This is a genomic window from Streptomyces olivochromogenes, assembly GCF_001514115.1.
Lineage (GTDB): Bacteria > Actinomycetota > Actinomycetes > Streptomycetales > Streptomycetaceae > Streptomyces > Streptomyces olivochromogenes.
The window spans coordinates 604,680-618,878 of record NZ_KQ948453.1 but is presented as its reverse complement, the minus strand read 5'-3'; the positions used below and the strand labels follow the sequence as shown (position 1 = coordinate 618,878).

The 14,199-nt window shown below is 70.5% G+C and carries 11 protein-coding genes; 6 read left to right on the top strand and 5 right to left on the bottom strand.

Going from position 1 to position 14,199, the window contains the following annotated elements:
* Nucleotides 1–314 precede the first annotated feature (314 nt).
* Together AQJ27_RS12430 and ptsP are read left to right on the top strand one after the other, a co-directional pair.
* A complete protein-coding gene (locus AQJ27_RS12430) occupies nucleotides 315–764 on the top strand; it encodes a PTS sugar transporter subunit IIA (RefSeq protein ID WP_067366318.1) in 450 nt (149 codons plus the stop codon).
* An 83-nt stretch (nucleotides 765–847) separates the two neighbouring features.
* Complete coding sequence (gene ptsP / locus AQJ27_RS12425; protein ID WP_067366315.1) at nucleotides 848–2,518, top strand: phosphoenolpyruvate--protein phosphotransferase; 1,671 nt, start codon at nucleotides 848–850, stop codon at nucleotides 2,516–2,518.
* Between the two features lie 68 nt (nucleotides 2,519–2,586).
* On the opposite strand, the gene AQJ27_RS12420 is transcribed toward ptsP, so the two are convergent.
* Both AQJ27_RS12420 and AQJ27_RS12415 read right to left on the bottom strand, forming a co-directional pair.
* Nucleotides 2,587–3,480, bottom strand: a complete 894-nt coding sequence (locus AQJ27_RS12420; protein WP_067366312.1) for a hypothetical protein — start codon at nucleotides 3,478–3,480, stop codon at nucleotides 2,587–2,589.
* Nucleotides 3,481–3,502: 22 nt separating this feature from the next.
* Nucleotides 3,503–4,711 (bottom strand): MFS transporter, encoded by a 1,209-nt coding sequence (locus AQJ27_RS12415; protein ID WP_067366310.1) that lies wholly within the window; start codon nucleotides 4,709–4,711, stop codon nucleotides 3,503–3,505.
* Nucleotides 4,712–4,822: 111 nt separating this feature from the next.
* Between AQJ27_RS12415 and AQJ27_RS12410 the strand changes: the two genes are divergently transcribed.
* Nucleotides 4,823–6,142 (top strand): aminotransferase class I/II-fold pyridoxal phosphate-dependent enzyme, encoded by a 1,320-nt coding sequence (locus AQJ27_RS12410; protein WP_067366307.1) that lies wholly within the window; start codon nucleotides 4,823–4,825, stop codon nucleotides 6,140–6,142.
* On the opposite strand, the gene AQJ27_RS12405 is transcribed toward AQJ27_RS12410, so the two are convergent.
* The gene (locus AQJ27_RS12405; RefSeq protein WP_067366304.1) at nucleotides 6,143–8,110 is read right to left on the bottom strand and encodes an acetoacetate--CoA ligase; all 1,968 of its coding nucleotides are present in this window, start codon (nucleotides 8,108–8,110) and stop codon (nucleotides 6,143–6,145) included.
* Nucleotides 8,111–8,314: 204 nt separating this feature from the next.
* Here AQJ27_RS12405 and AQJ27_RS12400 point away from each other — a divergent pair, with 204 nt between their 5' ends.
* Complete coding sequence (locus tag AQJ27_RS12400) at nucleotides 8,315–10,681, top strand: glycoside hydrolase family 31 protein (RefSeq protein ID WP_067366301.1); 2,367 nt, start codon at nucleotides 8,315–8,317, stop codon at nucleotides 10,679–10,681.
* A 28-nt stretch (nucleotides 10,682–10,709) separates the two neighbouring features.
* Here the strand turns inward: AQJ27_RS12400 and AQJ27_RS12395 are convergent, their stop codons facing one another.
* A complete protein-coding gene (locus tag AQJ27_RS12395) occupies nucleotides 10,710–11,246 on the bottom strand; it encodes an NUDIX domain-containing protein (RefSeq protein WP_067366298.1) in 537 nt (178 codons plus the stop codon).
* Between the two features lie 127 nt (nucleotides 11,247–11,373).
* Complete coding sequence (locus AQJ27_RS12390; RefSeq protein WP_067366295.1) at nucleotides 11,374–12,183, bottom strand: M15 family metallopeptidase; 810 nt, start codon at nucleotides 12,181–12,183, stop codon at nucleotides 11,374–11,376.
* A 295-nt stretch (nucleotides 12,184–12,478) separates the two neighbouring features.
* On the opposite strand from AQJ27_RS12390, the gene AQJ27_RS12385 reads away from it, so the two are divergent.
* Together AQJ27_RS12385 and AQJ27_RS12380 are read left to right on the top strand one after the other, a co-directional pair.
* Complete coding sequence (locus AQJ27_RS12385; protein WP_067366292.1) at nucleotides 12,479–12,904, top strand: Zn-ribbon domain-containing OB-fold protein; 426 nt, start codon at nucleotides 12,479–12,481, stop codon at nucleotides 12,902–12,904.
* 28 nt (nucleotides 12,905–12,932) lie between these two features.
* Nucleotides 12,933–14,123, top strand: a complete 1,191-nt coding sequence (locus tag AQJ27_RS12380; RefSeq protein WP_067366493.1) for a lipid-transfer protein — start codon at nucleotides 12,933–12,935, stop codon at nucleotides 14,121–14,123.
* The last annotated feature ends 76 nt before the right edge of the window (nucleotides 14,124–14,199 follow it).

The following is a 14,199-nucleotide window of genomic DNA, read 5'->3' as shown; positions in this document are numbered from 1 at the left end:
AAACACTATCAGCGTTTTTCCGTCTCTCTGACCACGGCTCTGCGGACATGCAGAACCAGACCCCGAGATAGGATCTGACAAGTTGGGTGCTGCCAGGCAAGGACGCTTGGTCGCGCCGCTCGGCCTCAAGCAGGAGTACGACTCTACATGGGGGTTTGGAGCGCGCGCAAATCGTTTGCGCGGTGCTCTAGTGGCCGCCAACCGGGACCTCTCATGCGGAACCGGCAGTTCGTATGACATACCCTGCTCAACAGTGCGCCGTCCGGTACAGGCAGTGACGGCCCATATGAATCTCCACCCCTGGGAGGCTTCCCATGACCATCGTGACGTCCCCTCTTGCAGGACGCACCATCGGACTCGCCGCGGTACCGGATCCCGTCTTCTCCGGAGCGATGGTAGGCCCCGGCACGGCGATCGACCCCGTGCGTGAGCCCGGGGAGGCTGTTGCCCCCGTTGACGGGGTGATCGTCTCGCTTCACCCGCACGCCTTCGTCGTCGTCGACGCAGAGGGCCATGGCGTGCTGACGCACCTGGGCATCGACACAGTGCAGCTCAATGGCGAGGGCTTCGAGCTTCTCGTGAACAAGGGTGACACCGTGACGCGCGGCCAGGCCGTCGTGCGCTGGAACCCGGCCGCCGTCGAAGTGGCCGGCAAGTCCCCGATCTGCCCGATCGTGGCGCTCGAGGCAACGGCCGACTCCCTCTCCGATCTCCGCGAGGACGGCGATGTGAAGGCCGGCGACGCCCTTTTCAGCTGGCAGTGACATCAACAGCGCTGCCGTCATAGACGGCAGGTTCGAAAACCACCGCGGCGGCGGGACGCGCCGCACTATCGGAGACGGGTGAGATGGAGACAACGCTGCGAGGCGTCGGCGTGAGCCACGGTGTGGCGATCGGCGAGGTTCGGCACATGGGAACGGCGGTGCTTGAGCCGCCTGCCAAGCAGATCCCGGCGGAGGACGCGGAGCGCGAACAGGGGCGCGCCCGCAAGGCCGTCGAGGCTGTGGCGGCCGACCTGATGGCGCGCGGCAATCTGGCGGGGGGCGAAGCCCAGGCGGTGCTCGAGGCGCAGGCCATGATGGCCCAGGACCCCGAGCTGATGGCGGACGTGGATCGGCGTATCGCGGTCGGCAGCACGGCCGAGCGTGCCGTCTATGACGCGTTCGCCTCCTATCGCGCGCTGCTGGCGGGTGCCGGTGAGTACCTCGCCGGTCGTGTGGCCGACCTCGACGACGTGCGGAACCGTATCGTCGCCCGGCTGCTCGGGGTGCCCATGCCGGGCGTCCCCGACAGCGACGAGCCGTACGTCCTTATTGCGCGTGACCTTGCGCCCGCCGACACGGCCCTGCTCGACCCCACTCTCGTCCTCGGCTTCGTCACCGAGGAGGGCGGGCCGACCAGCCACAGCGCGATCCTGGCTCGGGCGCTCGGAGTGCCCGCCGTCGTCGCACTCCCCGGCGCCGGAGAACTCGCCGAAGGCACGGTGATCGCCGTGGACGGCAGCACCGGCGAGATCTTCGTGGAGCCGAGCGCCGAGAAGCGGGCGCAGCTGGAGGCCGCGGCTGCCGAGCGGAAGGCGGCGCTGTCGACCTCGACCGGACCGGGTGCCACCTCCGACGGACACAAGGTGCCGCTACTGGCGAATGTCGGCGGTCCCGCCGATGTGCCGGCCGCCGTCGAGGCCGGGGCCGAGGGTGTCGGTCTGTTCCGTACCGAGTTCCTCTTCCTGGACGACAGCAAGCAGGCGCCGTCCGAGGAGAAGCAGGTCGAGGCGTACCGGCAGGTGCTGGAGGCGTTCCCCGAGGGGCGCGTCGTGGTGCGGGTGCTGGACGCGGGCGCGGACAAGCCGCTGGAGTTCCTCACTCCGGCCGACGAGCCGAACCCGGCACTGGGTGTACGGGGTCTGCGCACCCTGCTCGACCACCCCGATGTCCTGCGTACGCAGCTGACGGCGCTCGCGAAGGCCGCGGAGGGGCTGCCGGTCTACCTCGAGGTCATGGCGCCGATGGTCGCCGACCGCATCGACGCCAAGGCGTTCGCGGACGCGTGCCGTGCCGCCGGGCTGAGGGCGAAGTTCGGTGCGATGGTGGAGATTCCGTCGGCCGCGCTGCGGGCTCGCTCGATCCTCCAGGAGGTCGAGTTCCTGTCGCTGGGGACCAATGACCTCGCGCAGTACACCTTCGCCGCCGACCGGCAGGTGGGCGCGGTGTCCCGCCTGCAGGACCCGTGGCAGCCCGCGCTGCTCGACCTGGTCGCCGTGTCCGCCGAGGCGGCGAAGGCCGAGGGCAAGAGCTGTGGTGTCTGCGGTGAGGCCGCGTCCGATCCGCTGCTCGCGTGTGTGCTGACCGGTCTGGGGGTCACCTCCCTGTCGATGGGTGCCGCGTCTATTCCTTATGTCCGGGCGACGCTCGCCAAGTACACGCTGGCGCAGTGCGAGCGTGCCGCCGCGGCGGCACGTGCCACGGACACGGCCGACGAGGCGCGCACGGCGGCCCAGGCGGTGCTGTCCGGCGAGTAGCCGGGACCATGTGTCGACCGACGGTTGCTCAGGGGCGCTCCACCTGCGGGTGGGGCGCCCCTTCGCGTTCAGTGCGTGTGGCCTGTCGCCTCCTCTCCGCTGCCGAGGTCGGGTGGTACGCAGTAGTCGACGCCTGACTCCGGGGAGACCAGGTCTCCGGATGCGACATCGGTGCAGTAGGCATCGAAGACCTCGCCCGCGGTGAGGGGTTGCAGGCCTTCTCCGCGCAGCCGCCATCCGTAGACGCGGTCGGTCGTGTCGGGGGCGGTGGTGCGCATGACGAGTCCTCCGGCGCTGCCGGTGGCAAGCCCCAGGGCCAGGACGGTGGTGAATTCGAGGGCTTCCGCCTCGTCGAGGCGGGTGGTGCCCTCGGCGTCGTCGTCGGCGCGCAGCACCGCGACGAGTGTTTCGGGTGCCGCGGAGACGCTGCACACGAGATGGCGCTCGCCGGGGCTCGCGGTGTCCAGGACGCGGGTGAGCAGGTGGGAGGCGCGGGCGAAGGACGCTCGCCCGATGTCCTCTCCGCAGGACGCGCAGTTGCCGATGCGGGCCAGGAGTGTGGTCGCGTACTCCCAGGTCGCTTTGCGGACCGCTTCGTCGACGAGGTCGGGGACGAGTTCGGCGAGGGGCTGTCCCTCGTACGGAACGGTGGGGCCGGTGGCGGCGAGTTCGGCGGTGAAGCGTGTGCGGCTGGCGGCGGTGTCGGGTTCCAGGCCGTTGTGGGCGCAGAACTCCGCGTAATCCTCGGGGTCGAAGAGCGCGACCGTGGTGTGGCTGCCTTGGGCTGCCAGGGTCCTGAGCAGGGATTCCACCTGCTGGAGGTAGGTCGTGTGGTCGTTGAATGTGAAGGTGCGGTAGCGCCGCATCACCGTGAAGTCGTGCTCGTCGGTCAGCAGGCCGATGGTGCCGGCGATTTCGCGGCGCAGGACGCGTCGCATGGTCTGGTACTCGGTGTGCGCCATGTTTCCCCCTGTGCGCAGTCGATCAATGCTCACTCACAGTAACTGGCGGCACTGACAACGCGGCGCGGGAGAGCTGGTCGCGCACCAGGTGGTGCTGAAACACGCAGGTCACGGCGATGGTCGCGCCGAAGGCCGTCCAGCCGAGGGGGCCCGTCGCGATGGCCGCGGTGACGGCGAGTGGCCCGATGCTGCGCTGGGCGGACTGCGCCAGTCCATGGACGCCCAGGTAGGCGCCCTGGGCCGTCCCGGGCGCGAGGGCGACGGAGAGTTCCCAGGAGACGGTGGCGTGCAGCATCTCCGCCACGGTGAAGGCGACGGCCGAGGTCGTGAGGAACAGCGTGGCGGTGAAGGCTCCGCCCGTGGCCGAGAGTGCCAAGGCGACGCCACCGAGAGCGAAGGCGGCGGAGAGGGGGAGGAGCAGGGATCGCGCGGCGGCCGTCGTGGCGCCGAAGCGGGCCAGGGGGACCTGAAGGGCCACGACCATCAGGTTGTTGAGAACCATGAGCAATGGGGCGAGGCCGTGAGGGACTTGGTCGGAGTGGGCGATCCAGAGCGGCAGGCCGACCTTGAACACGGCGTCGTCGAGGAAGAGGACGGTCTCGGTGGCGACGTACGCGAGATAGCCGCGGTCGCGCCAGGGGTTGGCCGGCCTGGTGGCGGGGGCGGGGTCTTTGGACGTGGCGATCATGCGTGCGGGGGACGGCGGTTCGGCGCAGCGCACGGTGAGGAGAGCGGCGGCGACGAACGACAGCGCGTCTCCTGTCAGGAGCCACTGGTAGGCGGTGGTGGTCCCGATCGTGAGAGCGGCCGCGGCGGAAAGGCCGCCCAGGGCCCATCCGGCGTTGGCGACGGTTCTGGTGACGGCCTGGTAGCGGACGCGGTCGGGTCCGGAGACGCGGGTGGCGTACAGCTTGGTGAGGACGCTGGCGGCCCGGTCACCGAAGCTGCCGGCCGCCGAGAAGGCCAGCAGCAGGGCGTAGTTGTCGGTGGTGAGCAGGGCGAGGGAGGCCAGGGCTCGCAGGATCTGCAGGGAGATCAGGACGCGGGTGAGGGGCAGGCGGTCGGCGATGCGGCCGCCGAGCGGTGCGCCGGCGATGCCGATGGCCCCCGAGACCGCGGCGAGGGTGCCGACCTGTGCCACGGACAGGCCGGTGACGTAGGTGAAGTACAGGACCGAGACGGCTGCCCACAGGCCGCTGCCGGTCCGGTCGACGAGGGCGATCCAGAGCATTCTTCGGCCGTCAGGGCCTCCTGGAATGCGTTTCGACCATGCGGCTGCGCGGCTGATCGGTCCCACCGTTCCCCCTTGCTTCCAATTATGTATTGATACATACTTAGTAACGTGGCAACACAATATGGGATCAGTGGTACGACGGCCAAGGGAATTGCCTCGTCCGTCGAACGAGGCGTGGCCGAGGGCGCGTTGGGGCCGGGGGCGGCGCTGCCTCCGGTACGCAGGCTCGCCGACGAGCTCGGGGTGAGCCCGGGGACGGTCGCGACGGCGTACAAGGAACTGCGGCGGCGCGGGATCGTCATGACGCGCGGGCGGGGCGGGACCGTGGTCGCCGCGGCTCCCTCGGTGGCGTCGCGGCGACCACCGAAAGTGCCGGACGGACTGCGGGACCTGGCGGGTGGCCATCCCGACCCTCGGCTGCTTCCGCACCTGGTGCCGCCCTCGCGGCTCTCCCCCGGCGCTCGGTCGCACCGCAGCACGCCGCGTCTGGCGCGGTTGGAGGACGCCGTGCGCGACTGGCTGCGACCGGACGGGGTGCCGACGGAACACGTGACCTTCGCGCACGGCGCGCTCGATCTGATCGGGCGACTGCTGTCGGTGGAGTTGCGTCCCGGCGACGCCGTCGCCATGGAAGACCCCGGCTATCACCATCTGCTGGATTTGGTCACGGCTCTGGGGCTGCGTACGGTCCCGGTGGCCGTGGACGACCAGGGGCTGCGACCCGAGGCCTTGCGCGACGCGCTACGGGCCGGCGTACGAGCGGTGGTGTGCAGTCCACGGGCGCAGAATCCGTACGGCGGTCGCTTCTCGGCGGAGCGCCGGGACGCTCTGGTCGCCGTACTCCAGGAAGAGCCCGAGGTGCTCGTGGTGGAGAACGACCATGCGTCCGCCGTCGCCGATGCGCCTCTTCATGCTCTGGCCGCGGGCGGCCTCGCGCGCTGGGTGCACGTGCGGACCGTGAGCAAGTTCCTCGGGACGGACCTGCGGTGGGCGGCTGCGGCCTGTGATCCGATCACACTGGCCCGGCACGACGGCCGGATGCTGCTCACCTCCGGCTGGGTCAGTCACCTGCTCCAGGAGACGGTGTACGAGCTGATGACGGACGACGACACGCGTGCGTTGGTCGCCCGTGCGCAGGACACGTACGCCCTGCGGCGGAACGCACTGCGACACCGACTCGCGGAACGTGGGATCCCATGCCATTCCGTGAGCGGAATGAATGTCTGGGTACCGGTGCGCGACGAGTCGGCCGTCGTCAATGGACTGCGGTCCTACGGGTGGTGGGTCGCGGCGGGTGCGCGGTTCAGGCTGGCTTCCGCGCCCGGTGTACGGATCTCGGTCGCGGAACTCGAACCCTCCGACGCGGTGCGCCTGGCCTCGGACTTCGCTGTCGTGCTCGGCGAGTCCGAGGCCACCTACGGAGGTTGATCAGCCGCGCTTGCGGGCCAGCTCTTCGTAGAAGTGCAGCAACTCGACGTTGTCCACGGAGCCGACGTTGACCGCCTTCTCCAAAGGGGCTCCCTGGAGAAGGCGCTTGACCGGAACCTCGATGCGTTTGCCCGTGAGGGTGTGCGGGACGCCGGGCACCTCGATGACCTCGTCGGGGACGTGACGCGGCGAGAGCTGTTCACGGATGGTCTGCTTGATGCGGTTCAGGAGGGCCTCGTCGAGCGCGGCTCCGGGGGCGAGGTGGACGAAGAGGGGCATCCAGTAGCCGCCGTCGGGCTGTTCGACACCGATGACGAGCGACTCCTTGATCTCGGGGAGACGTTCGACGGCTTCGTAGATGTCGGCCGACCCCATCCGCACGCCCTGGCGGTTGAGCGTCGAGTCCGAGCGGCCGTGGATGACGACGGAACCGCGCGAGGTGACCGTGATCCAGTCACCGTGGCGCCACACTCCGGGATACGTGTCGAAGTAGCTGTCGTGGTAGCGGCTGCCGTCGGGATCGTTCCAGAAGCGGATGGGCATGGACGGCATCGGGTTGGTGACCACCAGCTCACCGACTTCGTCGATCAGGGGCTTGCCGCTGGGGTCCCAGGACTGGAGGTCGGTGCCGAGGCCCGGCGCCTGGAGTTCCCCGATGTACACCGGGAGCGTCGGCACCGCCCCCGCGAAGCAGGAGCACACGTCCGTGCCACCGCTGACGGAGGCGATCCACAGATCGTCGCGGACCTCGTCGTGCAGCCAGCGGAAGCCGTCGGGCGGCAGGGGCGAGCCGGTCGTCGCGACGCACCGCACACGCGTGAGGTCGAAGTCCTGGGAGGGGTGGACACCCGCCTTGCGGCACGCCATCACATACGCGGCGGACGTGCCGAAGAGGGTCGCTCCCGTGCGTTCGGCGATCCGCCACTGGGCACCCGTGTCGGGGTATCCGGGGCTGCCGTCGTAGAGGACGATCGTGGTGCCCGTGAGCAGGCCGGAGACGAGGAAGTTCCACATCATCCAGCCGGTGGACGTGTACCAGAAGAAGCGGTCCTCGGGGCCGAGGTCGCAGTGCAGGCCCAGTTGCTTGAGGTGCTCGACGAGGATGCCGCCCTGGGACTGGACGATGGCCTTGGGGAGGCCGGTCGTGCCGGAGGAGTAGAGCACCCACAAAGGGTGGTCGAAAGGGACCTCTTCGAAGACGGGCGCCACGTCCGCCGAGGTCAGCTCGGACCAGTCCAGGGCGCCTTCGGGGGCTTCGGTGCCGAGCAGTGGGATGTGGACGACGGCGCGCAGGGTCGGCAGTTCGCGGCGCAGCTCGGCGACCACGTCACGGCGGTCGTGCTCCTTGCCGCCGTAGCGGTAGCCGTCGACCGTGAAGAGCACGACGGGTTCGACCTGCTGGAAGCGGTCGAGGACGCTGCGCGCGCCGAAATCGGGGGCACAGGACGTCCACACGGCCCCTACGGCGGCCGTGGCGAGCAGGGCGGCCACGGCCTGCGGAATGTTCGGGAGATAGCCGCTGACGCGGTCTCCCGGGCGTACCCCGAGGGCGCGCAGCTCGGCGGCCAGGGAGCCGACCTGACGGCGCAGCTCGGACCAGCTCACCGGGGTCGCCTCGTGGGTCTCGTCGACGTACAGGAGCGCTGGTTCGTCCGTGCGGGTCTCGGCCGCGCGCAGGGCGTGCTCGCCGTAGTTCAGGGTCGCCCCGGGGAACCATTCGGCACCGGGCATCGAGCGGTCACCGAGCACGCGCGCGTAGGGGGTCGAAAACCGTACGTCGAACCACTCGGTGACGGCCTTCCAGAACGTGTCCAGTTCCCGTACCGACCAGCTGTGCAGTGCCGGGTAGCCGCCGTCGGACGGGGCTCCGTGGTGCTCGGCCGCCCAGGCCTGGAACTTCGTGACCTGCGCCTGGGTGATGCGCCCTGGGTCGGGCTGCCAGAGCGCTGAGGGGTTCGCGGTGGACATGAATCGGCTCCCGGACTGTGTGCGTCGGTCGCGCACGAGCTGGGGTGTGCGCGTCACGCGGCTGACACGGACGATGCCATGTGATCGACTTCCGCACCAGGGTGCGCCGCAGATGGTCGTCCGCGTGAAGATGTGCCCCCATCGCGGGTGAACGGAAGTTGAACGACTCACTCATTTGGCGCAGGCAATGGCAGGGTGAGCAGCATGGACGGTCGTGACCTGGTGCGTTCGGTGAAGACGGTCGGTTCGACGGGGGCGGCCCAGGGCTTGCGTACCGTGCGGGCCGCATGGCGAAGGAGGCGTGCCGACGCCGCCGGGCTGCCGCGACGGGGGGCCGAGCGCGCGCGGGTGCCCGGCCCGGTGGAGGGGGCGGAGCCTGGGCCCGGGGGTGGGGTCGTCCGGTTCGCGCGGTCCGAGTTGCGGATCACGGTCGCGGTGAGCGGGGCGGTGTTCTGGGGCTGGGACGGGGCCGGTCCGGAGCCGTCCTACGCGCTCGCGGGCCGTTGCCCGGAGCCGGACCCGCGGGCCGTCCTGGAGCCCGACAAGGACGGCGGCTGGCGGGTGGTGGCCGAACGGGTGACGGTCGTCGTCTCGCGGCACGGCGCCGTCGAGGTGCGAACCCCGGGTGGTGTGATCCTGCGCCGTGATCTGCCGCCCCGTTGGTGGGAGCCGGTCGACGGGGGCGGCGCGCGGTGGATGCAGCGCTCGGAAGTGGCCGCCGACGCCCGGTTCTTCGGCCTGGGCGGGCGCGCGGCCGGTCCCAGGCTGCGTGACGGGACGTACCGGCTGTGGAACACAGATCCCGGGCGCGCCTTCGCGCCGGGCGACGATCCGCTGTACATCACGATGCCCGTGCAGATGGTGGTCTCCGACGCGGGCACGCATCTCGTGTTCCACGACACCTCCTGGGACGGCACCGTGCACCTGCGCGAGGGCGAGGAGGGCGCGGGGTCGGGGCACGACCGGGCGGGAACATGCGAGTTGCGGATGGACGGCGGCCCACTGCGCTGCTGGTTGATGGTGGGCACCCCCGCGCGCGTGCTGCATGCCTGGGCCTCGCTCACCGGGGCGCCCGCGCTGCCGCCCGCGTGGGCTCTGGGGCACCATCACGCGCGCTGGGGCTTCGGCAGCGAGCAGGAGGTGCGGCGGATCGTCGCGGGCTATCAGGAGCGCGGTCTGCCCCTCGACGCGGTCCACCTGGACATCGATCACTACGACGCCCACCAGGTGTTCACGGTGGACCGGGAACGCTTCCCCAAGCTGCCGGTGCTCGCCGAGGAACTGCGCCGCGACGGCATCCGGCTGGTGTCGATCGTCGATCCGGCGGTCAAGTCCGAGCCGGGCAACGCGGTGTACGACAGCGGTCTCGCCGAGGACGCCTTCGTACGGGACGGCTCGGGCCGGCTTGTGCGGGGAGTCGCGTGGCCCGGGGAGTCGGTCTATCCGGACTTCACGCACACGCGTGCGCGGGAGTGGTGGGGCGGCCTCTACGAGGAACGGCTGGCGCAGGGGTTCGCGGGATTCTGGCACGACATGAACGAACCGACGTCGTTCACGGCGTTCGGGGAGTCGACGCTGCCGAGGTCGGCCCGGCACTCCCTGGAGGGACGCGGCGGCGACCATCGTGAGGCGCACAACGTGTACGCCCTGGGCATGGCCCGAGCCGCGTACGAGGGCCTGCGTGAACTGGATCCCCAGGAGCGGCCGTTCCTCTTCTCGCGCTCCGGGTGGGCCGGAATACAGCGCTACGGAGGGACCTGGTCCGGAGACGTGGCCACGGGCTGGCCCGGGCTGCGGGCCTCGCTGTCACTGGTGATGGGGCTCGGGCTGTGCGGGGTTCCGTACTCGGGTCCCGACGTGGGCGGTTTCGACGGCAGCCCTGCTCCCGAGCTGTACCTGCGGTGGTTCCAGCTCGGCGCGTATCTCCCGTTGTTCCGTACGCACGCGAGTCTGCGGGCGGGTCGCCGGGAGCCATGGGAGTTCGGTGACGACGTACTGGAGCACGCGCGCGCGGCTCTCGTCGAGCGGCGGCGGCTCCTGCCGTACTTCATGACGCTGGCGCTGCTGGCGCGCCGCACGGGCGCACCCTATGTGCGGCCCCTGTGGTGGGCGGCACCGGAGGACCGGGCGCTCAGGGACTGCGAGGACGCCTTCATGCTGGGTGACTGCCTCCTTGTGGCACCGGTGCTAGACCATGGGGCCGACCGTCGTGCCGTGCAGTTGCCCCGGGGTCGTTGGTACGACACGGTCACCGAGGAGGCGTACGAGGGGCCGGCCCAGGTGTTGCTCGATGCCCCCTTGTCGCGGATTCCGGTGCTGGCGCGCGCGGGTGCCGTCGTACCCGTACGGGGCGACGACGGCGGCCTTGAGCTGGAGGCGTGGGCTCCGGCGCGCGGACGGGTCGGGGGCGGGCTCGCCGTGCCGGACCACGGCGACGGCTGGGACGAGCCCGAGCTCGAGCGCTACGTGACGCGCTGGGAGGGGCAGCACGTGGTCGTGCGGCGGGACGGAGAGGGCGGAGCGGGCAAGCCGGGGTATCCGGTCCGGGTGCGGGGCCTCGGTGCGCGATGACGGCCTCCGAGACCCCCATGGGGCCCCCTCAGACGTACCGTCCCTCGAACCATGCGCGCGCCGCCAAGGTGTGCAGCGGGAAGGCGAGCTCGGCGGGCCGGCGCAGCAGGTGCCAGCCCTCGGTCTCGTCCGTGGCGGCGGACGGCGGCAGTTCGGCGGCCGGGCGCTCCGGTAGGAGTCCGAAGAGCAGCAGGTGACCGGCGGGAGAGCTCATCGCGTCGGCGAGCCGAACCTCGCGGCTCGCCACGTCGATTCCCGTCTCCTCCTTGAGTTCCCGGGCGACGGCGTGCCGCCAGTCCTCCCGGTGGTCGATGAACCCTCCGGGCAGCGCGACGCCTCCGCGCGCGGGGGCGATGGTCCGGGTGATGACGACCAGGGCGGTGCCCCTGTCGTCGTACACGGGCTGCAGGGCCACCGCGACCGGCAGCGGATTGCGGTAGGCCACGCCGCCGCAGACGGCGCAGGTGCGGGGCCAGCCGGAGTTGTCTTCTCCGTAGGGTGCTCCGCAGCTCGAACAGTGCGAGTCCGGCGCGAAGTCGGCGGGTGGGTGCGGGGTTGCGGACACGCCGCGGACTGTAGCCGATCACTTCTCGCTCGTCTTCGGGTGCCTCACCAGGAACGGGTCCGGGCGCCTGTCGAAGTGCGTCTCGTGATGCGGTCCGCCCCGCCGCCACGGGGCGGACCGGCCCGGCTCAGCGGGACGAAGTCAGTGACTTCTTGGACACGGGGAAGTCGAAGTACGTGTCGGGGTAGGGCTCGGGCTTGTACGTGTAGTGCCACCACTCCTCGGCGAGGTTGACGAATCCGAGGTCTTCGAGAGTGGTCTTCAGGAGGAGCCGGTTCGCTCGCTGCACGCCCTGGATGCGTGGGTCCAGCGTGTGCGCGAGGGTGTCGAAGCAGTCGAAGCCGGTACCCATGTCCACGGAGTTGTCCGGGAAGCGCTCGTCCTGGGGCGCGTAGCAGGGCACGAGGGGTTCTCCGGGGACGTACGGACGGGTCGGCCTCGCCGGCAGCCGCACGATCGTGAGGTCCATCGTCGAGCCGCGGCTGTGTCCGGACTTCTCCGCGATGTAACCGTCCTCGAACAGACGGGTCTTGTCGACCTGCGGATAGAACTCGGGCTTCATCGCCTGGTCGTCGAGGTCCTCGGCCCAGCGCACGAAGTGGTCGACAGCGCGTTGCGGCCGGTAGCAGTCGTAGACCTTGAGGGTGTAGCCCTCGTGCAGCAGTGTCACCTGAGCCTTGTGGAGGGCTTCGGCAGCGGGCCGGGTCAGGATGCAGATCGGCTGCCGGTAGCCGTCGATGCGCTCGCCCACGAAGTTGTGCGGCGTGAAGTAGCGCATCTCCTGGATGATCGTCGGGTCCACGGATCCCAGGGCCACGAAGTCCTCGGGAGCCTTCGGCTCGGGCGTCGCCCGGGCGGTGGCGGAGGCCGCGGTCACGGCCAGTAAGGCGGCGAGCGTGGTCACCAGACCGCGTACGGCGGTGGAGAGTCGTGTCATGTCCCCTGCATCTATCAGGTGCGGGATCCGTAGGGGAAGGAATCGCCTGAGGTCGGGCACCATCGAGTGAGGGAATCACTGGATCGCCCAACGGGCCCCGGAGCCGAACCGGGAGGTGCGGCCGGAACCACCCCCGTGGGCCCCGGCCGCACCTCCCGATACTCCGACGCCCAGGAGGCCTCCACGGTTCTCTCCGTCGCGCTGCCCATTTCCCGATGCCCGTGGCACACTTCTGACGTTCCGTCAGATCCAGTGCTGTGGAGGGGTCTTGTCGCGTCCACGTACACGTACGCCCGTGATGACCGGATGGTTCGCCGGGGAAGGGGACGAGTTCCGTCTCCTCGGCACGCGTTGCTCCACGTGCACCTCGGTCTTCTTCCCCCGCGAGGACTCCTTCTGCCGGAATCCGGGATGCCGGGGCGGTGAGCTGACCGAGGTACCGCTGTCCCGGCGCGGTCGTGTCTGGTCGTACACCGACAGCCGGTACCGGCCTCCGTCACCGTATGTGACTGATCCGGAACTCTCGTGGGAACCCTATGCGTTGATCGCTGTGGAGCTGGAATCCGAGCGGATCGTCGTACTCGGTCAGACGGTTCCCGGGATCACCGTCTGCGACCTGGCGGTGGGCATGGAGGTGGAGGTCGTCCCCGGTGTGCTGAACGAGGACGAGGAGACGACCTGGACGACGTGGCACTGGCGGCCGACGGGGGTGACGGCATGAAGAGCATGTGGCGTACGGGGGTGACGGCATGAGCGGTGAGGTGGCGGTGCTCGGCGCGGGCATGCACCCATGGGGCAAGTGGGGGCGCGGATTCGTCGAGTACGGGGTCGTGGCGGCGCGTGCGGCGCTGGCCGACGCCGGGGTCGACTGGCGGGACATCGGCTCGGTCGTGGGCGCCGACACCGTGCGCGCCGGCTATCCGGGGTACGTGGCGGGGGCGACGTTCGCGAAGGCCCTGGGCTGGCAGGGAGCGCGGGTCACGAGTGTGTACGCCGCGTGCGCGTCGGGGGCGCAGGCGATCAACACCGCGCGGGCACAGATCCTTTCGGGCCTCGCGGACGTGGTCCTCGTGGTCGGCGCCGACGCGGCGCCCAAGGGATTCTTCCGTCCGGCGGGCGGGGACAGGCCGGACGATCCCGACTGGCTGCGGTTCCGGGTCCTCGGAGCGACGAATCCGACGTACTTCGGGCTGTACGCGCGGCGGCGGATGGCCGTGCACGGGGACACCTTGGAGGACTTCGCGCAGGTCAAGGTGAAGAACGCCGCCCTGGGGGCGCTGAATCCGAACGCGCGGTACCGCAAGAGGGTCACGGCCGAAGAGGTGGCGGGCTCCGCCGTCGTCGCCGACCCGCTGCGGCTGCTCGACATCTGTGCGACGTCCGACGGGGGCGCCGCCCTCGTGCTGTCGAGCATGGATTTCGCTCGACGGCACGGGGCGGCGGACCCCGTACGGATCCGCGCGGTGTCGACGGTGACACCGCGCTACCCCAACACCGTGCTCGACCTCCCGGACATCGCCACGGACTCCGCCGTCGCGGTGGAACCCGCGGCCGGCAGCTTCCGGGCCTCGATCGCGCGGGCGGCGTACGAAGAGGCGGGCATCGGTCCCGAGGACCTCTCGCTCGCCGAGGTGTACGACCTGTCCACGGCCCTGGAACTGCAGTGGTACGAGGACCTGGGGCTGTGCGGGGAGGGCGAGGCCGCGAAGCTGCTGCGGGAGGGTGCCACGTCGCTGGGCGGGCGCATACCGGTGAACGTCAGCGGCGGACTGGCCTCCTTCGGAGAGGCCGTTCCGGCACAGGCCATAGCCCAGGTGTGCGAGCTCACATGGCAGCTGCGCGGGGACGCGGGCGACCGGCAGGTCGCGAGCGCGCGCGTGGGGATCACGGCGAACCAGGGGCTGTTCGGACACGGTTCGTCGGTCATCGCCGTCCGCTGAGCCGGCGGCCGGCCGAATGCGCCGCGTCCAGGGGCGGCGCGCGCCGCGACGACCACCGTCCACGGACGCTCGCCCC